Consider the following 23,303-nt stretch of genomic DNA (forward strand, 5'->3'; position numbering starts at 1 on the left):
TTCTTGCCCGTTTCTTGCCCGTTTCATATCGAACAGCGTTAGTCTGCTTTCTCTAAGTTCTGCCAAAATTTTTGGCGATACTCTTCACGCGTCATCAATGAAATCGCTGCCGGATTGCGTAACGGGTTAGCGACAAATGCTTGCAACGTCACTTCCAAATACTGCAACCAAGTATCAACTTGCTGCGCACTAAATTGACTATCATCAAATACCAAATTAAGTTCGATAGAAGCTAAGTCTCGCTCAACAATTAACTGCAATGCTTGAGTCGACGAGCCGTTAATCGCCTTAGGATTAAACTGCCAGCTATGGGGTTGAGCATGTTGCGTCGTTAGGTCAAACACAGTTACCGAGCTATCGATAGGCAATTGTTGTAATCGAGTTTGTTGCAGTACCTCACTTGGTACTTGCGCATGGTTTTGCAACTGAGCGGCACAGTGCTGAATATCAACCAACCATTCGACCACTTTTTGTCGTACCGAGGTTTTAATCACCTGTGGCCAGTTGTTTAAACTCGCCGCAAATGGCTCAACGGTTAGCAAGGCCTCAGAACCTGCCTGCTGGCTACACAATGTGTGATTGATGTCAGATAAAGCAGTCGCCGCTTGATTAACATTGATCGCGACGGCTTTGGCTTTTGCGTGACGCGCCAAGACTAGTGACCAGGCAGCCGATACCATGGTTTGCAAATCGATATGGTAATGCCAACCCAACAAGCGCAGTTTTTCAGCTAACTGGCTTGGTAATTTAACTTGTAGTTTAGGCGCGCTCGACCACAGTTCAGCAGCAACGACTTGACTGTCTAAGTTAGCCAAGTCAGGTAGTTGTTCTTCAAACGTTAAAGCTTGTTGCTGCCAGAACTCGCGATTCACTTGCTGCTGGGCTTCATCATTGCTCGGCATAACCGCAATTTGGCTATAGTCAGCCAATGACAAATCTTTTAATTCGATATCTTGCTGACATAGCGCTGCAAAAAGCTTCATTAAACGTAAGCTATCGTTGGCACTAAATACCGCGTTATCAAAGCTCAGAACCGCTTGCTGACTGCAATCATCATCACATAACCAAGTCAGTTGATAAGCAATACCGCTATTTATCAAACTCAACTGGCTTTGTTCCATGGCGGCATCAAGGCCAATACTCGCTTTTACTGCTCGCCACATGTCTGAGCAATCAAACGCATCGGCTCGACTAATAATGGCTTGATAAATCTTGTTACGATTTTTCGGCCATACTGTGCGCAGTACAGTTAATTGATTAGCCAGTTGTGTCCACGTTTTTTCTAGTAACTCAACATCCATCGCATGTGGCAAGTTAATTGACCATTGCTGAACTCGTGATGTTATGTCTGGCGCGAATGACGCCTGTTGGCTTGCCGTTGCAAGGTAAACTGCTTCAAAGTCACCAAACTTATGTGCCGATTTTGGCAATACTTTTTCAGCCTTAAGCTTTTGAGCCGGTTGCGCACTTTGATTATAGCGTTCCAGTTTACTGTTCAGCTGTTGGGCTATCTTGAACCAACTGCGCTTATTTTCCTGATGCTCAGTGGCAATTGGGTGTTTTTCAACCGCGACTTGCTGCTGACGCGCTGCCGCTTTGGTGACTTCGACGTCTTTTACAGCCAAGTGCTCAGCCGCTTGTGGTTCGCCCGCAACAGAGAGTAAGGTTTTTAAGCTGTATTCTTTTTCAGCAAAAGGGTAAGTAGGTAACGGTGTGCGATGCACGCCACGACCATGTAACATTTGCCAAGGAATATTACAGCCTTTAACCCATAGATCGGCCAATTTACTATGGTCTTTGGCTAACATGGTTGATTCAATAAAGGCTTCACCATCAGAGCCCGACAGCAAATGTAATATCTCTTTGCCTGCGGTTGTGTTGCCACTGTAACAAGCGACAATATTTGTCGTCTTGCTAGCAAATAATTCCAATTTATTGATCAGCTCATCTATCCCATCAGCCACTATAGCTAATCGCTCTGTGTAAGCTCGACGCCCAGTTTGCAAGGTAAACGCCACTGATTGGCAGAAATCCATATTTTCACGCGTGGCTTGGTCTTGCTGTTTTAAGAACTCCGCCAAGTTGCAAGCCATACGTTGTAACTGCTCTTGCGAAGGCGCTGATAAGACAAATATTTGTGGTTTTAAGCGGTTAACATCGACGATTTGACGAGGCTTAGCTTGATGCGACTCAACCACTAAGAAAGCGTTAGAACCACCTAAACCAAAAGAGTTAATACCGGCAATACGCTTGCCTTTCTGTTCGCGTGATGTCGCACTTAAGCGTTGATTTTCACTTGAGTGAATAGCGGTAGGCGCACGCCACTTTTTCGCCTCTTTCGGGAAATAGAAAGGCGACTGGCTAGCATCAAATGATGGATTAATTTCATTTAAATTGGCGCACGGTGCTAGCGTATTATGTTTAAAGCTAAGCAAGACTTTAATCAATGAACAGATACCCGATGCGGCCTCTAAATGACCTAAGTTTGCCTTACTGCCAATCGCACAATAGCTGGTATCTTGAGTATGGCGTTTAAAAGCATTGCTTAGCGCTTTTAGCTCAATCGGATCCCCTAATTCAGTACCTGTGCCATGACTTTCAATGTAACTAATATCTCGCGCATTCACGCCTGCGCTATCCAAGGCTTTTGTTATGTTATGTTCTAGCGCTTGAACGCTGGGTAAGTTTTGCGCAGGGCCGACACCAGAATGACCAATCGCAGAGCCAGAAATAACACCGTAAATAAAGTCGCCATCTTTCACGGCTTGGTCGTAACGTTTAAGAATAACCGCACCCACACCTTCACTTGGCACTAAACCATTTGCGGCGGCATCAAAGGTTTTTTCTTCGCCACTTGGTGCTAATACTTTCATCTGGTTCAACATCAAGTATTTACCCTGATGCAAACTCAAATTAACCCCACCCGCTAACGCCATTTCACATTCGCCATTAACTATCGCCGTTCTGGCTAAATGAATGGCTGATGAAGAAGAAGCACAAGCCGCTTCGACGGTTAGGCTGGGGCCTTTGACATCAAAAGCGTAAGAAATACGATTAGCAATTTCGCTGGCAAAGGCGCCTGGCCCTTGGTATTGACCGGTTTGGCGATAGGCCTCTGCCGCTAACCAAGTGTAGTCATCATTCATAACCCCGACGTACACACCAAATGGTACGTGCGCTAACGCTTCAGGGCTGTAGCCACCATCTTCTAGCGCTTGCCACGCCACTTTTAACATTAAGCGTAATTGCGGATCTAAGCGTTGGGCTTCAGCTTCAGAAATTTTAAATAAGCTTGGGTCAAAGAAATTAGCCCGCTCAATAAAGCCGCCCCATTGACTGCAGCTTAAACCTTGTCCGGCTGGCAAGCCTTGAGTAAAGAAGGCGTCTTTGTCCCAGCGATTGGCAGGAATTTCTCGCAGGCAGTTTTCGCCAGTTACCACTTTTTGCCAAAATTGCTGCAAGTTTTCAGCTTCGGGGAACATACCACTTATGCCGACAACAGCCACACGGTTGTCTTGCTGGCCACGGCCTGTCGCAAAACCTAAATTCATTTTTGCACTGTTGGCAACTTTTAGCTCTGCACGCTTATCGTCAAACTGGTTTGTCGTGCTCTTGTCTTGCTGTGGCTTGCTTAATGGATCATGCGCTATGTTCGCTGATATTTCGTTCGCCGATTGAAGGCTTTTTTCGCTGGCCGCTTGCTCGGGCGAATTACCAGAGAATTGCGCTAACGCATCAGCATGCTTATTGGCTAAATACGCTAACAAGCTATCGATTGAGTCATACTCAAATAGTACGGTTTTAGGTAGTTCACCTAAGGTATCGCTAAGGACTTTGTTAAATTCCATCAGCATGACAGAATCCAACCCATAACTTTCAAAACGCGCCGTCTTATCAATTTGCGAGGCAGGCATCTTGATCACACTTGCTAGTGACTCAAGTAAGAAATGTAACGCCGCATTGTCAGTTTGTGGCTGAGCTGAGGTCGTAGCATGCTTGGCAACAACTTGCGGTTCTGTGCTTACTGGTTTAGAGCTTGCTGGTTTTGTGCTTACAGGTTCTGGGCTAGCCTGTGATGAGTTAGCTTGTACTGAATTGACTTGCTCAACAGTCACCACCTTTAAGGTACGAGCGATTTTTTCACCATTACCACAAGCGACAAACAAATTGCTTTGGGCTGCACGCAAGCATGTTTCAAACGCGCGAATACCATCTTGTTCGTTCAAAGGAACCATGCCAGAGAAGTCATACACAGCTTTTTCATCTTCCGGAATAGTCATGCCACCTTCGGCGCTTTCACCCTCATGCCATAGCGGCCAATTAATGGATGTCACGGTTAATTCTGCTGCTAATTCTTGCTGACTATTAATAGGCTGAAGGCTCTGATGTTGATAAAACTCTGCCAAACCATTTAAGAATTTATTAGCATAGGCATAGCTACCGCTGCCTAAATCACCCAAAAGCGAAGAGATAGACGAAAATAGCACTAGATGATCGACCGCTTCGGCCTGCATGGCACGCACCAAGTTAACTCCGCCATGTACTTTGGCTTGTAAGGTTTGCGCAAAACCTTCACGGTCTAACTCTAAGGCATTCACTTCATCAACAACACCTGCACTATGAAGTACGGCTTTAACCTCACCAAATTCTGCTTTTGCTTGGCTTAACAACTGCTGCACACTGGCCAAGCTAGCTGTATCGCAAGTCAGATAAATAACTTTTCCACCAAGTTGATTGAGTTCATTTAACAATTGCTCTGTGCGGACATTAGCAGTTGAGCGACCGGTTAAAATCACATTGGCTTGCAACTGGGTTATCAAGTACCGCGCAAAAATCTGTCCCAGTTTGCCCATACCTCCCGTGATGATATAAGTACCCGCGAAAGTAAAGGCGGCTGGCAAGCTTTGTTGGCTTAGTTGGTCTTCATTTAACGCTTGGTAACGTTTAACTGAACGCGTTAGGCTAGCTGAATCATTTAACTGAGCCGTTTGCTCTTGTTGTTCTAGCTGTTGTGTAGTGAGTAAGGATGAGTCTTTAGATACTTGATAACGAATTTCAATTCCCGAATAAGCATCATCATTGTTCAATTCATTGCGCAGTAATTGACCAACCTGCTCAATGGACAAATCGGCGTTGTTCGACGGTAAGCCAACGCTGATCACGCTAAATCTATGATTTAACCCCAATAAGGATTTGGCAAAGCCGCTGATCGCTTGGTTATGCGGTAAACAAATATCATGCTGCTGTTGGTGCAAATACAAGTACTGAACCTTAGCTCCAGCATTGACCGCTTCAGATGCTTGGAACAAATACAGGGTAGTGTAAATACTAAAGTCCAGTGTGGTTTCTAGCTCTTGTAACGCTGGCTTGTCTGCTTTAGCTTGGTAACAAATGAGGTTGGCTTCATCTGTCACTAAATTTAAGCCATTAATCACAGTCGCGGGCTGTAAATCATGCTCGGCTAAGTCACTAAATAACAGCTTAACTTGCTGACTATCGGTAAAATCGAGCTCGTAGCTATTGTTGGCTAATTGCTGATAATTGCTTGATTGAGTCGCAATTATCATATTCTCGGCTAATTTCAGCTCGGTTAACTTTTGCCCTGGGTAGGCAATTAACAAGCAAGGCTCATCAATTGGCTGATTGTTTTTCTCCATCGAAGTCGCACTATCGGTGCTCTGCCACAATGATGAAAAATAATGGTTTTTGTTCGAGTAATCAGGCAATTGCCGCGCAGCAAAACCAAATATCTGTACACAAATATTGCCTTTTGCGTCACAAATTTTAATGTCATAGCGTTTAAGGCTAGCGCCGCTTTGCTCTTGGCTTGACTCTAAAGTCGCGTAGGCATAGCAAGATTGATTAACGGGTGCATAATAATGCAGTTCTTCCAACGAAAACGGCACAATTGGGCTAGATAACTGCTGCAGACCATCTATGGCTAAACAAGTGCGTAATGCCGCATCCATTAATGAAGGGTGTAACAAATAGCTTTGACTACCCGCTAACAAAAACTCAGGTAAGACTAAATGGCTTAATGCCCAATTATCTTGAGTATAAACCTCAGCAGTGACTTGAAACGCAGGACCATATTGATAACCGATAGAACGGTAGTAGTTGTATAGCGTGTTGCCATCATAACGGCCAGATGCTTGAACTCGAATCGCTTCTATATCTAGTATTTCACCGCTATTTTGCAATTCGCTGGCATAAATAATTTCGCCACTGGCATTAACCGCTTGCGAGCCATTAAGCTCGCTAACAATTTCAAATTTAAGCTCGTGATTTTGCTGCTGGATATTGGCAAATACCGCTTGTGATTGACCATCAACAACAATCGGCGACATCCACATTAAATTACGAATACCCGTAACATAAGCCTGTTTTGCAAAAGCATTTTGTGCCGCAGCACGGGCCATTTCGATATAAGCCACACCAGGCAGGATCATCTTCGCTTGATCCATACCAATGAGGTGATCGCGTAAATAAAATTCACTGCCGGTTAAGGTTTTCTTGTATTGTTGGCTAAATAAGCTAGATAAGTTCTGATCGATTAACGGATGTAATCCTTCATTGACAACCGCCGTTGATGTTGATTTTTGTTTGATCCAGAAACGCTGAGTTTGCAGCACGGTAACCGGCAAAGATACGCGGCCAGGCTGACGCTGTGGGTATAAAACGTCAACGACTTGGTTCCAATCTAGGTTAATCGAAGTTGCCCACGCAGATGCTAAACCCAGTAAGTTTTGCTTATTGATAAATGAGTGAACTAACTCGACCTTTTGTTGGCTATCTAAGCTCAACTCTAATTGACTGGATTGACCGTCCACGACACCGGCAATAACATAACTATCAGAGCCTGTCTCTAACCAGTTATTTAAACTAATCACTAGCTGCTCGACTGAGCTAGCTACTACTGCTAAACGATGAGCAGCGTGACTACGACCGACTTGCAAGGTAAAAGCAATATCAGCTAAGTGCAGTTCTGGTGAATCTATCTCAGTTTGCGTCAAGAAGTCAGTAAGTGCGGCAACTTGCGCTTGTAATCGCTCTGCCGACATTGCTGAAACTGGAATGACAGTTTGCTGAGTTGAATTAACGCCAGCAAAATCGATACGATCAGCCGCTTGGAATTCTTCAATCAACACATGTCCGTTGGAACCGCCTGCTCCAAATGAGCTAACCCCAGCCCGCATTGGGTAATGTGTTTGATTGCGTTGAGCGGCATCGGTTGCGACAACAGGACGGTGCCATGGTTGCAACTGGCGATTGACGTTAAACGGTGTTTGCGCAAAATCGATATTTTCATTGAGGGTGTCGCTATGCAATGATGGCACTAATGTTTGGTGTTGCATTTGCAACAAGACTTTAGTGATACCCGCAATACCAGCAGCAGATTCTAGGTGACCTATATTTGATTTAACCGAGCCAATTGCACAATAACCCCGCTGTTCGGTATTAAATGCACGCGCTAAGCCATTGATCTCTATCGGATCACCTAAGCTGGTACCCGTGCCATGAGCCTCAATGTAAGACAAGCTTTCCGCTGGCCAAGCTGCTTGCTTAAGTGCAGATTTAATCACATCACCTTGCGCCAAAGGATTAGGCACAGTAAAGCCATTAGTGCGACCACCGTGATTGACTGCTGTCGCTTTTATTACGCCATAAATATGATCGTTATCGGCAATCGCTTTACTTAAGCGCTTAAGTAGAACAACACCAACCCCTTCACCCGGTACATAACCGTCACCACCTTGACCAAAGGTTCGACAACGACCATCCGTTGATAAAAATTGGCCTTGCGCTAATTGTTGATATTTATTGGGGTGCAAACTTAAATTAACACCACCCGCCAACGCATAATCGCACTCGCCCGCCAAAATGCTTTGTCTAGCATGATGCAACGCAGTTAACGACGACGAACACATGGTATCTAAGGATAAGCTAGGACCATGGAAATCAAACGAGTAAGAAACCCGATTAGCGATTGCAGCAAAAGAAGATCCCGGTCGGCCATATTTTTCTTGCTCGGCATCAATGTCGAATAACTGATATTGGCCCCACATCACACCCACATACACACCAACCGCATGTTGACTTAAAAACTCGCGGCTGTAGCCAGCATCATCCAAACAATGTTGTGAGGTTTGCAGGAACAAGCGTTCCTGCGGATCCATTAATTCTGCTTCGCGTGGTGAGATGTTGAATAACTGGGCATCGAACTGATCGACACCATCAATAAAACTACCCCATTTGGCGTAAACCTTGCCTTTCTCATTCCGATCGGTCGAGAAGTTATCATTAGCGTTCCAACGATTGTTTGGCACTTCAGTGATGCAATCACGACCTTGGGCTAAATTCTGCCAAAATGCCTGTAGAGAATCCGCCTGCGGATAATGGCCACTCAGACCAATAATCGCGATATCGTCGTCAATTTGAATACGATGCTGCGCTTGACTTAGCGCATTAGCAATGCGTGAGTTAATGGGTAATTGATGAGATTGGCCAACATCAGAATGACTGGCATCTGATGCAATCACTAACTCAGTGGTTAAACTTGCCGAAGCGATTTGCTCAACCGGCTGGATAGCTAAACCAAACTTGTCACGTACTGTTTTAGCGTCACCAAACAATAAACTAACATGGGATAAAATATTGGTTTGTGCCTGCGCCCAACAATGCTCCACAATAGTAATACCTTGTTCGGCTGTAATAGCTTGCAAGCCAAATTCGTTTAGCGCTTGGCGCACTACCTCATCATCTTGCTGTACACCATCAAGTTGCCACAACGGCCAACCGATTGATAAACAACGCCCTGCGCGTTGACCTTTAATCGTTTGTAAATTGCGAGTAGCAGCAAAACTGTCTAAGAAGCGATTACCATAAGCATAGCTGCCCGCGCCGAAATCACCCATTTGCGCAGTAACCGATGAAAACAGCAGGTAGAAATCGAGTTCACATTGTTGACTCGCTTGGTCTAAATTCAACGTTCCCGCTAACTTAGCCGTAATCGGCGCGGCAAACTCTTGGTCGCTAGCATCCAACAAATTGACCGAGGCGCTCTGCCCTGCACAGTGCAATATGCCTTTCAGTTCGGCATTTTCGTTAATATCCGCAATGGCTTGCTCAACATTTTCAAGTTGGCTGATATCAAGCTGAATGTATTGGCATTTAACCCAAGAGGAATTTAGTTCAGGCTTATCCGCTAATCGTTGATTAAAAGCTTGGCTCGTTTGCGCTGAGCGACCCGCTAAGTAGATAGTAATATGACGTTGTTGCGCTTGTGCTTGGTTGGCCAAATAACTCGCCATCACGAGACCAATCGCACCTAAACCACCCGTGATCAAATAACTTGATTGGTTCGCCAGCGGTAATGCGGCTGATTTAACTAATTGCTGACTTACATCAGCTAGCTTATATAGTCGCGCTTGTTCATCTAAACCGTACTCGAAAATGTTCGCCTGTCCGGCAAAAACTTGGTTGGCGTACAAGGCGGTTGATGAAGTTTGCGCGGCAAAATGCTGGCTAACAATACGCTGCCATTTTTCGGTACTGTTGTACGATTTAGTGTCCGATTGAGAGCCCGATGTATGTGTAATTAAGCCCGGATGTAAGCGGATCAGCTCAATTTCTAGTTGTTGCGAAACCGCTGGCAGAGCGTTAGCTAAACCAATGACAGCGTCCATGTGCGGTTGTTGGTTATTAGCGAAGCCATAACTCCACACTCGCAATTGCACTGCAAGAGTTAAATCAGCTTGACGCAAACCTTGGGCAAAGCTACGAATTAACTTGAGTAATTCATCTGCTTGTTGCTGAACTTGCTTTGCGACACCTTGGCTAATGTCAGATGGCTTAGTAGCGGAGCTAGCAGTAGATACAGTGTAATCGACACGCTCAGTTTGGAACACATTCACTTGCAACGATGTTGGGTGCTGCTGAGCCAATTGTGCGAGTAATTCGCTAACTAAGTTTGGTTTGCTAATATCGAATTCAGCGGTTACCAGCTCGGCTTGCCAATCAATTTGCAACTCACCCGCTTCGCTTTGCACCAAGTTTAATAGACGGGCTTTACTCGTTTGCTGTAACTGCAATAACTGCGGTTGCGCTAAGCCAAAGCACACAATCCAATCGTCTTGCGTTAGTTCTTGGCTGCTTAGCTCAATTGCTTGGCTTTTATAGTTAATGTAAGTATAGCCAAGGTCAGTTTGTTTAGGGTCGCTGGCACTTAAAGCGGCCTGTTCTGTCGCAACCCTTGCTGGAACTGCATTATCAGCGGCGGCTGACTGTGCGCCGCCGACCAAGGCTGCAACTTGCGCACTGTGCTTATCGACTAAATAGCTTTGTACCTGCGCTAGGCTGTTACACTCGAAGAATAAGGTTTTTGATAACGGCTCGAAGTGTTGATCAAGAATACGATTTAATTTGGTGATGGTGATCGAATCGATTCCGAGTGCATCGAATGTTTGGGCAAATTGAACTTGCGCGGCAGCAAATCCGGTTGCTTGACTAAATGCGTCGGTTAGCAATTGCTTTAATGCTTGCTCTGCGGCCGCAGATACTGTGGTTACTGCTTGTGCTGCACTAAGTGTTACTTGCGCGACAGCGCGACTTTCTTGCTTGCTTAGCTCCAAGTCTTTAGCAATATTTTCAGTGCGACGAGCCTGCACGTTACCTGCAACTGCATAAAAGCCTGTTAACTCAGCCACTAAACGGCCATGCTGATCGTATAAATCAATATCAGCATGCACATCGGCTTGTAATTGATAGTCAACCTCAGCCAATTTTACATGGGCAAATGCCGTGGTCGGTATTTGACGATACCAAGTCAAACTAGTCAATGAGCGTGGCAACAATAACTGCTGCCATTTAGCACCATCAACCGGCGTTTGAAACACAAGCGCCATCAATACACTGCGTAGCGCGCCGTCTAATACGGCTGGCGCTAGCGTAAATTCTTGCTGTTCTTTTATATGTTCAGGGACAAGCTCTAGTTTGATTAGCGCCTGTTGAGAACGATTAATATTTTTATCAGCAGCGACTTGCTTCTGAGGAATAAGCACTGAGCGAATGGCTTGGTAACCACCCGACAGATTAAGGCCAAACTCGACAAAACTCTGGTTGATTTCGGCTACATTGTTAGTCGCTGGTAACCAGGTTTGTTGCATGGTGACTAAATCTAACAATGGTTTGGCGGCAAGCTCTACCTGAGTAAACTGTCCTTGAACTGCAACAGTGCGACTGACTTTTGAATTGAAGTCATCAGCTTGTTGAAGCGTTTCTAACTCATCGCTGCCAATCATTTCAAAGCTTAAACTTTGTGGCTCATCGGCAAACAAAACCGTAGTCACAGATTTGCGCGGAGCGGCAATGAATGGCTTGTACCAGCGAATATGACGCGCTTGATTAAACTCACCCAAACCTTGGCCTGTTTCTTCGCTGCTTTGAGCGTTTGAGATGCTTTGGCCGCTTGAGCATTTTAGCGTCGATGAAGTTTGCGCAAGCTTGGCTGCTTGTAATGCGGTTTCGAGTAAGACAGTACCCGCAATAATAGTTTGTTCACCAACTTTATGATCGGCAATCAGTGGAGTTCTATCACTAAATTCTGACTGATAAGCTTGCCAGTTGAAATTTGATACATTACTGGCAACTAAAGGCGCTAAACGCTTGCTAGCAAAGTCAGCTTCAGTTGCCTCTAACCAATATTCTTGCAACTCAAAACTATAGGTCGGTAAGGCGATGCGGCGAGCTGGTAAGTTTTTGCTAGCAGTGTGATTTAACAATGCAGCGAACTGTTGCCAATCAATCGCTTCGCCATTTAACCAAGCACTAATTAACTGCTGGCGGTTGGTAATTGCAGCTGCATCAATATGGCTGAAACTCCAACCTTTATCACGAGCATTCGCTACATAGCTATACTGAATTTGCGTAGTGTTTGCTGACCAAACATGCGTTTTTAGTATCGCAGAATCAGCGTTTAACCTAGTCAACTGCTGGTGACACGAGCTAAGCGCAGCTCGTAAATCCGCAATATTAGTCACACTAAAAGCTAAACGATGGCTAAGCGCAGCACGGCCAACCTGCAGTGTATAAGCAACATCAGCAAGACGGATATCATTTGCGGTTGCTAACCAGTTTTCTAGCTTACTAATTTGGCCCTGCAAGCTAGTGAAGCTTTGTGCCGACAATACAATAAGTTGCTCGTTAAGTGCTTCATCTCCGCCAGTTTGATGCTGTTTTTCTGATTCTGAGCGTTCGATATTCGAGTACTCTTCAACAACCAAATAAGTATTGCTGCCGCCAGCACCTAGTGAGGCAATTGCAGCACAACGTTTTTGGCCTGATTCAGCTTGCCAAGCAGTAATTTGCTGCGGAATGTATAACTGCGAGCTATTGAAATCTAATGCTGGATTGAGCTTGTCTGAATGCAATGACGGCACTAAAGTTTGATGCTTAAGCTGCAACGCCACTTTAGTTAAAGCGACAATGCCTGCCGCGCCTTCTAAATGGCCAATATTGGATTTAACCGAGCCTAACGCGACAGATTGCTGCGCTTGGTCATCGGCTTTTAATAAACGATTAAGCGCATTAAACTCAATTGGATCACCAAGTGCAGTGCCAGTACCATGCGCTTCGATATAGCTTAAGTCTTGTAAACTAACACCGGCATTTTGCAATGCCGTTTGTAAACCTTCGCTTTGGGCATTTGGGTTTGGCACGGTAAAACCATTGGTTTTACCGTTGTGGTTAGTTGCACCACCTTTGATGACCGCATAAATTTGATCGCCATCGCGCTCAGCGTCGGCCAAAGGTTTAAGTAATACAGCGCCAACACCTTCGCCCGGCACGTAACCATCACCGCCTTCACCAAAACTGCGGCAGCGACCATCACTAGCCAGCATCTGCATTTGGGTTAAAGTTTGGTATTTGTATGGATGCAGCGATAAGTTAACACCGCCAGCAATCGCCGCCTTACACTCACCTTTTTTAATACTCTCGCATGCTTGATGGATCGCTAACAAGGACGATGAACAGGCTGTGTCGATACTGACGCTAGGGCCATGTAAATCAAAGAAATACGAAACACGGTTGGCAATAGATGCATCCCAGCTGTAGGACATACTCGGCTGGCCTTTGGCTGTATTTTCCAAACCTAGCTGCGAATACTGATTCCACATGCTACCGGCAAAAACACCTACCTTACGTTCGCGTTCAGCCTGACCAAAATAACTTGGTGCATAGCCAGCATCTTCTAATGTTTGCCAAACGGTTTGCAGGAATAAACGTTCCTGCGGATCCATCGTTTTGGCTTGCTCTGGCAAGATATTAAATAGGTTAGTATCAAACTCAGCAATACCATTGATAAAGCCACCCCATTTGCCACTCGACTTACCAAGCTCAATGGTGTTTGCGACATACTCTTGATTTAGATCCCAACGCGATGCGGGGATCTCTTCAATACAGTCTCTAGCGGCCAGTAAGTTTTGCCAAAATTCGTCTAGGTTGTCAGCCTTAGGATATTTACCACTAATACCAACTATTGCGATATCGCCTTGTGGTTGGCCGTTTGCTTGTGAACCACTAATTTGAGCACGATTGTTTTGCAAACGTAACTGGGCAAAATCCCAACGCAAAGCATGTTGGCTTGGCTGGTTGGCTTGCTTTTCTGAAACCTTGCTAACTTGTGCCGAATTTGTAACCTCAACCTCAGTGTCTAAAGGGCTTTCAACAATAACTTGAGTTAGCTGTTCGCTATGTTGTTCAACAAAGTAGCCCGCCAAACTTGAGATGTTCTGATATTCGTAGAATAACGTTTTTGATAATTCACCAAACTTAGCTTCTAACGCTTCGTTCAATGCCATTATCATCACGGAATCGATGCCGTATTTTTCCAGCGCAACAGCTGAATCAATATCAGCTACATCTAGCTTGGTGACTTTGCCCAACGCTTGCTTTAAATACAACTCAACCGCAGGCAATTGCTCGGACTCACCTGCTTGGGCTGAACTCTCTGCATTGTTCTTTTTAACTGGATCAGCTTCTGAATCACTTAACGACGTACCTAAATTGCTAATGGTTTGTGTGGTAAAGCGCTCAACAATTGCAAACTGCTGCCCTTGCTCATCAACTAACTGCAGTTGGTAATGGTTTTGGTACTGGTTTTGTGCAGAGCTCGCTGGTGCTCCCGTACTCGATTCGGTTGGCAATTGGGTCGCCAATACATAGAACTCTGCCGGTAATGCATGAACACTATATAAATTGCTCAACTCGCGCGGCACCTGCAATTGCCCAGCTGTACCATTAGTTTGCTGGCCAATAAACAAGCATGTGCGCAATGCGCAATCAAGTAATGCTGGATTTAGGTAACAATCAGATTGATCAGTGTGCTGACTGCCTCCAGTGCGAACATGTGCTAGTGCGAAGTTAGGACTTGACCAAATGGTTTCGATTGCTGTGTATTTGCCACTAAGCTCAATAGCAAATTGACTAAAGACACGTTGTACATCGCCACTGGCTAAGATCTGACCTTTTTGCTGATAGGCATTTAAATTGATTTGCGCCGACGTTTTAGCTGCTATTTGCTGCTGTTCAGCCAACGCTAAACGCGCTTGCATATAAACGGTCTGCTCACTGCTTTTTGCAATAGCCGACTTTTGGGCTTGTGACGAGAAAGCGTGTTCTTGTGCTGAGAAAGCGTCTGGGTGCGCTGTGCGCACTTCGCACAGTGCAAAGTTAGCTGGATCACGTACAACTTCAGTATGTAGCGCCACTGAAGCGCTATCAGCATTAAGGTTAATAGGCGCTAACCAATCGATTTGGCTAATGTGCAAACCGACTTGCTCAGTTACTTCGTGACCTTGAGCTAAAGCCGCTGCTTGCACGGCTAATTCAGCTAATGCCGCACCGGCAACAATTGCTTGGCCGTTAACTAAATGACCTTGATAATGCGGCTGCTGGGCATTGAGTAAACTTAGATACGTTTGTTGTTCTAATGTCGAAACATTTTGGGCAATTAAACTAGTTAACTCACCGGCGACTTGACTGTTTTTAGAACTTTCGTGCGGTAAAGGCGTCCAGAAACGTTTGGTAGTGAAGACATAGCCCGGAATATGAATACGCTTAGCGTTACGGGTAATTTGACTCCAATCAACGTCGCCACCATTAACCCAAATAGTTGCTAAACTAGCTTGCGCATTTTGCTGATACCAATCGCTCAGCATTTGCTGACCTTGATTGATAATTTGTTGAATACCCGCAGCTTTTGATGCTTGTCCGACTAAGATATTGTCAGTTGCTACCTCTGTGTTTTCTGCATCTAAATAAGTTGCAATTACGGTAGTTAACTCGGCAATATTATTGGCAATAAACGCTAAACGAAACTCGAAGTTTTCACGCCCCACTTGGCTGGTATAGGCTAAATCAGCTAAGTTAATCTCGGTATTTTGTTCAATAAAGCCAGCTAACTGCGCAGCAGCTTGCTGCAATGCTTGCTGGTTATGAGCCGACAACAACACAGCTTGGGGCTGCTGTTGCACGCCATGTTGCTCACCAACGACTTTAGTTTCAGCAAGCTGTTCAGTGACAAATTCTTCGATAACAATATGCGCATTGCTACCGCCAGCACCAAACGAGCTAATTGCCGCTAAACGCGGTACTTCAATACTTTGCTGATTATCTGGATCGACAAATTGTGGGCGTTGCCATTGACCCAATTCTTGTTGCACGGCAAACGGTGAGCGTGAAAAATCGATATTGCTGTTTAGTTCAGTGGAATGAATCGATGGCGCAATTTGTTTGTGCTTGAGCTGCAACAATACTTTAGTCAGCGCTGCAATACCTGCCGCCGCTTCTAAGTGGCCGATATTGGCTTTAACCGAACCTATCGCACAATATTGCTTATCATCCTGCTGGAATGCTTTATTGAGACCTATCATCTCAACTGGGTCACCCAAGCTAGTGCCTGTGCCATGTGCTTCAACGTAACTGACGTGACGTGGATTTACACCCGATTTAGCAAAGGCATCTTTAATGAGTGCACTTTGGCGATTAGGGTTTGGCACGGTAAAGCCACTGGTTTTACCTCCGTGGTTTAACGCAGAGCCTTTAATAACCGCATAAATATCGTCGCCATCTGCTTTTGCTTGCGCCAACGGTTTAAGTACCACTGCACCGACACCATCGCCAGGTACATAACCATCACCACCTTCACCGAAGCTACGACAGCGACCATCAGTCGATAAGAACTGCATTTCAGATAACAAGTTGTACTTGTTTGGGTGCAATGTCAGGTTAACGCCACCGGCAATCGCAACGTCAACTTCGCCACGTTTTAAGCTTTCACAAGCCATATGAATTGCCGTTAATGAAGATGAACACGCGGTATCAATGGCTAAACTTGGGCCAGAAAAATTGTAAAAATACGATAAGCGGTTAGCGATAGCCCAATAGAAAGAACGTGGGGTTGTCCATTGGCTGGCATTTTGGCTTTGCACACCATGCAACTGGTAATCACCCCACATGACACCGACAAATACACCGACTGGATTGTTATCACCCGCTACCTTTTGTTTGGCGTTAGCACGTTTTGACAAGGTTTGAGGTGTGTAACCAGAATCTTGAATAGCATGAGTTGCGGTTTGCAAGAACAAGCGCTCTTGCGGGTCCATCGTCTCGGCTTCTTTTGGCGAGATGTTGAAATACATCGCATCGAACTGATCAACATCAGATAAGAAGCCACCCCATTTGCTATAACTCTTGCCCGCAGTTTGTTTACCCGGCTGATAGAACTGCTGCCAATCCCATAAATGCTCAGGCACTTCTTGCACACTGTCTTTGCCACTGGCTAAGTTTTGCCAGAACTCATCTAGGTTGCTAGCTTGAGGATAGCGGCCAGAGACACCAATAATGGCAATATCATCGTCATTGATGCTTTGTTCTAATCGATCAGCTTTTGCAAACTTTTGAGTCGGCTTAACCACTTTAGTCGGTGCCAACTTAGCGGAAAAACGCAACGATTGCTGTGCTTGGTCAACATTTTCAATAGCAAAATCAGACTGTACTGTTGCGGTTTTAGCGGGTTGTTTAGTGCCTTTATCTGCTGCCGAGCTACCTTCTGTTTTAGCACTAAAATGTTCGCTGTGATTAGTTGCAAAATAATCGGCTAATTCATCTATCGTTTGGTATTCAAAGAATAGTGTTTTTGGCAGGCTGGTGAATTGCTTTTCCATGATATTGATAAGATCAATCATCACGATAGAATCAAAACCGTAGCGCTCAAATGAACTGGTTGGGTCAATTCGCTCAGCTGGAATTTTTAACTCTTGGGCAAATAATTCACTTAAATATTTTATGGCTGCAGGTTTTGCACTTTCAGTATTGTCAGAACCTTTGTCAGCATTGCTTGCTGGATTTTCTTGCGGATCAGGTTCAGTCAAACCAAGCACCGACTGAATTTTTGCTTGATCGCCTTCAAGTACCGCTAACTGATCAATATTGGCTTGCAAACCATCGATTAGCGCTTGAATGCCAGTATCATTTTCTAATGGCGTAAAACCAAAGTTGCGCGTCAGTACTGCTTCTTCTTTGTCGGTTAAACGCATACCGCCATTTTTCCAATACGGCCAGTTAATCGCTAAGCTGCGGCCCGAACGCTCGCCCTGCTCGACTAGTTGATTACGCTGGGCACAGAAATTATCTTGGAAGGCATTGGCATAACCATAGTCAGCTTGGCCTAAGTTACCCAAAATAGCCGTTACAGACGAGAACAAGCAGAAGAAATCGAGTTCTATATCGGCAGTCAGTTGGTCGAGTAAGCTAGCGCCAACGACTTTCGGTTGAGTCACGCGGACAAACGCATCTGCCGTTTTCTTTAGAATGAAGTTATCTTCAATCGTACCTGCAGAATGAATAATACCGTTTAATTGCGAACCAATGTCGCTTATTACTTGGCTCAAGCTTGTTTGGTTGTTGACATCACAGACAATGTAATGCGCTTGGCCAAATTCAGTTAATTGGTTTAACTGATCAAGTTTTTGCTGTTTGTTGTCATCAAGCTTTGAACGGCCAGTTAAGTAAACTTGCGCATTGAAGTTTTCTAGCAAGTATTTGGCAAACACTAAGCCAATACCGCCCATACCGCCGGTGATCAAATAATGACCTTGGTGGCGTAATGCGGTTATGTCTTCTCTGATCTCAGCTTTGGCTAGTTGACTAAAGCTGCGGCTAAAACGCTGTATTCCTTTATTGTTAGCGTCTTCAAGCTTTGTGCCTTGATAAAGTACTTCAAACCCTTGACTCTGAGTTTGCCAATCAGTTGTAATAAATTGATTAAGCGAATTAAAGTCTGCCGTAACATTTTCTAGTAATGATTGCTCAACAGTGAAAACTCTGCCTTTAAAGTTTGGCTTCTCAACTTTTAAAGTTTTAAATAAACCCGCCAGTGCTTGGATATAGGGTAAGGCAGCTGTATTGTCTTTTGCGGCTAATACGCTAATCTGCAACGACTTACATTGGGTAATTAACGATTTAATTAACAAGAATACATTGAGACCAACATCTGTGAATTGAATGTCTGAATCAGCTAGTTGGCTGAAATCGAAAATCAAACGCTGTGGCAATTTACCTATCGTTTTTAGTTGCTCAACAACGGCTTGATAACGTTCTAATTGGTTAGCTTGAACCTGATAAACTGTATTCGTTTGAGCTGCGTCGATTTGAGCTGCTTGGCTATCTGATTCATTAGCGACAATCTGTAACAACTGACACGTATCTGTTGCCGTAATAGAAGTGCTAACCGTGGAAACGTATAAGGTTTGTTGTGCATCAAGGCTTTTCTCTGTTTCACCTGATACTTCACCTACTACCTCAGCGGCTTTAGTCAAAGCAGAGGGTAACCAGACTGGGTAATAATAGTGCTGTAAAATGTCAGTCGCTGTTTCAGCTTCGCCTTCAGGAGCTAGTGCAACGACTTGTTGTTTATCGCTAACCGCTGGGTTTTCACCATCACCTTTCATTTCACGCAAAATAAAGTTATCGACTTGTACCAGTGGTTTACCTTCTAAATCCGTTAACACTAAGTCGAATTGCTTTTTCGCTTGGTCGATAATACGTGAATAAACCAAGACTTCAGTTTGCATTGGCGCAATCAGTTTTACGCTAGAGAAATGGAACGGCAATATTTTAACGTCGTAGTCGTTAGTGTATTGCACATGCATCATTGCGGTTTGCACGATGCCATCCATTAATGCGGGATGAAAAGCAAATTGTTCAAATTCAGCCAATAAATTATCAGGCAACACAAGCTTTGCTATTGCTTGGTCGCCATTAAACTGCATGCGTTTTAGCACTTGAAAACTGCGTTTTTGAATGATGCCAGTTTCAATAAACTTAGGGTAAACATCGCTGATTGCCCATTCGTCATTCATTTGTGCTTGTAGTGCTGGAACATCTAATTGCGCTACCGCAGTTGGCTGGTAATCAGCATCTGGCCAAGCGATTTTGCCACGCGAGAAAATCGTCTCAGTGACTGGATCGTGTATTTGATAATTCAGGTCTTGCTCATCAACGGTTAAATCAATTTCAACTCGACGCTCTTCAGGAACCGAAATAACGTTAGAGAACCAAACATCGCGAATTTCCACCGCCATTTCAGCCACTGCTTCTGACGCACATTTGCGCGCCATTTCTAGGTGACAAACACCTGGGATCACGTAAGTTTCATTAACCAAATGGTCGCGCAACACAAACTCGCTGGTGCGGAAAGTTTTAGCGAATTTTTGCTGATAGACAGTCGAAATATTTTCATCGACTAACGGGTGCAACAAATTGTTATTTGGCGTTAAATCCACCAATGGCACAAGCGGATAGCCTTCTAACAACCATGAACGTTCTTTAGCAAAAGCATAAGTCGGCAATGGTACTTTTCGGCTGTTTTGCTGTAGCGCGCTAAATAAAGCTAAATCAGTTTTTTCACATTCACCGCTAACCCAAGCTTTAGCCCAGTCAACAAGCTCAAGTTGTTGCTCTGCCGAGCCGTCAGTTTGATTATCTTTTGCCGTTGCAAGCAGTACGTAGTTAATGGTTTGCCATTGTTCAGTTTCGGTCGCCGCCAATTGATTCAATTGTTGTTGTAGCTCGTCAATTGATGAAGCCAAAATAACCAGTCGTTCTGTTTCGGCTTGGCGTCCCGCTAACAAGCTGCTGGCAATATTAATTAGACTGTAACAACTGGCTGTTTCGGCTGGTAATAAACTGACTTCGGTGTTAAAGAAGTCTGCTAAATCAGCAACCATTTGGGCTAGTTGCGCTTGGCTTTGCGCAGATAGAACGACGGGTAATTGACCAAAGTCTTTTGAAGTGAAATTTTGCTCACTTATATAGTTTTGAGCAATTAAATGCGCGTTTGAGCCGCCTGCGCCGAATGAACTTAATCCAGCGACCATAGCTGGGGCATCGGCTTGGCCGACGCTATTATCAACGTGGCTAGCAGCCCACTTTTGGTTTTCTTTAACTAAGTAAAATGGCGAATCTGCTAATTTTAATTTCGGGTTTTCGTTCTCTGCATGCAAGCTTGCCGGCAAGGTTTGGTTTTGCATCGACAGCAAGATTTTAATCAAGCCTGCGACACCAGCTGCCGCTTCTAAATGACCAATATTTGATTTTAACGAGCCAATCGCGCAGAACTGTTTTTGCTGATCTGCTGCTGCAAGTGAATCCGGCGCAAATGCATTAGTTAGGCCGGTAATTTCAATTGGGTCGCCTAACTCAGTACCTGTGCCATGACATTCAACATAATTAACCTTGTTAGCGGCAATGCCCGCGCGATCGATAGCCGTTTTAATTAAATCTGTATGAGCCACTGGGTTGGGTACGGTATAGCCAGTCACTTTGCCACCATGATTGGTAGACGTACCGCGAATAACACCATAGATGAAATCACCATCGCGTTCGGCTTGCGCTAATGGTTTAAGTAACACCGTGGCAACGCCTTCACCTGGTACATATCCGTCACCGCCTTCACCAAAACTACGGCAAAGACCTTCTGAGGATAAGAAATGGTTTTGACTTAAAAATTGGTACTTAGCTGGGTGTAGATTTAAGTTAACCCCACCAGCAACTGCCATTTGACAATCGCCATTACGTAACGCTTGGCAGGCATCATGAATAGCAACCAATGAAGATGAACATGCGGTATCTAACGCAACGCTCGGGCCTTTGAAATCAAGAAAGTATGATAGGCGGTTTGCTATGCCCCAGTATAAAGAGCCCGGCCCTTTATAAGCTTGCTCCATTAAATTGGCGTCACGAACAACTAGTGAAAATTCGTTCCAAGTAACACCCACGTAAACGCCAATGTTGTCGGTGTTACGCAATTCTTTGTCAGCGTAGCCCGCATCTTCCATTAACTCCCAGCCACATTGCAAAAATAACTTTTGCTGTGGATCCATCAGCTCAGCTTCGCGATAGGGGATCTGGAAAAACATCGGGTCGAAATATTCGATGCCGTCAAGGAAGCCACCCCATTTGCCAAATATCGCCTGACGATCGGTTTGGTCATCTGAAAAGAGTGCTTCAGCATCCCAACGCTTTTCAGGTACAGGAGTAACCGAGTTACGATTTTCAATTAGGTTGCGCCATAATTGGCGTGGGTTACTGGCCTCAGGAAAATGACCACTAATACCGATTACCGCAATAGCATCTTCGCTGCTAACTTGCTGATCGAAACTTTCAGTACTTTCTGAGCTTTCAGTGCTGTCCGCGCTATCAGTATTGGCAACGTCGACTTCATTATTGGCTAACGATTCGCTTGCTACTTGCTCTGTTTTTTCTGTTTGTTGCGTGCTTTTTGTTTGCAGTATGTCAGAAGATTGCTGCTCAGAGGGCGATTGTTGATTAACAGCTTCGTTATCAGTCAACCACTCTATGATAGGTGCATTTTCAAACTCTGGTGTTAAGTTAGCTAAGTGCTTAGCCAACTTAGTCACTGAGGGTTGCTCAAACAATAAAGTTGAAGATAAGCCATCAAAACTCAGAGCAAGTTCAGCTAAAATTTCTTCACTGACCAATGAAGAAACACCAATACTAAAGAAAGGTTTCTTAATGTTGATCTCTTCTCGGTCAACGCCCATTTTATCGGCGATGATATGCTGGATATAACTGGCAATACTTGCAACTGAAAATTCCATGACTCAATAAACTCGTTGTTCAACCTAATGCTTTTTTCTCGATTTTTCTTTGTTTTGCTACGTTATTCCACAGCGCACAACACAAGCACTCACATTAAGTGGATATATTTTTTAAACAGCAGAGAATCGATCACCTGAGGGGTGATAACTCTCTTAATATTTTTTGGTTGTTACTTGGTTTTCGCTTTGGCTTTTTTGCTTTGTTTTTTTTGCTTTAGTGGCGAAGTTTTAACCTTGCTAACCCTTAGTTCGTGTTGACCACAAGGTTTGCTGGCTCTGCAAGCATAAATGCTCGCCTACAACACAAAGTACGCATGGCAATATTTTTTAAACCGTTAAAAACCAATAAAACCTTATTTGTTTAGCTGAATAGCCTTAACTAACAAGTTAAGCCACCATCAATTACTATGGTTTGTCCGGTAACAAATCGAGCTGCGTCAGACAGCATAAACTCGACAACACCGGCGACATCTTCAACTTCTCCCAAGCGCCCTAACGGCGTGCGGCGTTCAATTTGTTCTTTGCGCGCTTGGGCCATGCCATGCGTCATGTCAGTGGCTAAAAAGCCCGGTGCAATTGAATTAACCCGAATTTTTTTACTGCCCAGTTCGCGCGCTAAACTACGTGAAAAGCCATCCAATGCTGCTTTAGTCGCCCCGTAAACCGAAACACCTTTAAAACCACGCACACCGAGTACCGAGCTAATATTGATAATGCTGCCCGATTGTTGGCGCAACATAACCCGTGATACTAAGCGTGATAGGCGCATGGAAGAGGTTAAGTTAAGCGCTAAAGTACGCTCCATTTCTTCGTCTGTCGTGATTGGTAAAAGTGCATCCAAGGTCGCTCCTGCGTTATTCACTAAACCATCAATACGTCCAAATTTTTGATAAACCTGATTCACAAACAGCTTTAACGCTTCAGCATCAGTAATATCCAAAGGCGCCCAAAAAAAGTTGTCTGGATTAGCGGCTTGTGCAGTTTCGACAAAATCTGTTTTCGAACGGCTAAACGTTGCTACCGCGTGGCCACTTGCCATTAATTGTTCTGCAATACCACGCCCTAAACCTCGGCTACCACCACTGATGACAATAACTTGCTTATTTGTTGACTGTGCCATTT

At 44.6% G+C, this 23,303-nt stretch carries 2 protein-coding genes; both read right to left on the reverse strand.

Going from position 1 to position 23,303, the window contains the following annotated elements; genetic code table 11:
• Positions 1-38: 38 nt before the first annotated feature.
• Positions 39-22,181, reverse strand: a complete 22,143-nt coding sequence (locus C2869_RS04275; RefSeq protein ID WP_108601776.1) for an SDR family NAD(P)-dependent oxidoreductase — start codon at positions 22,179-22,181, stop codon at positions 39-41.
• Positions 22,182-22,560: 379 nt separating this feature from the next.
• Positions 22,561-23,301: an SDR family NAD(P)-dependent oxidoreductase gene (locus C2869_RS04280; protein WP_108601777.1), complete on the reverse strand. Its 741-nt coding sequence runs from the start codon at positions 23,299-23,301 to the stop codon at positions 22,561-22,563.
• Positions 23,302-23,303 lie beyond the last annotated feature (2 nt).

Source organism: Saccharobesus litoralis (genome assembly GCF_003063625.1).
Taxonomy (GTDB): Bacteria; Pseudomonadota; Gammaproteobacteria; order Enterobacterales; family Alteromonadaceae; genus Saccharobesus; species Saccharobesus litoralis.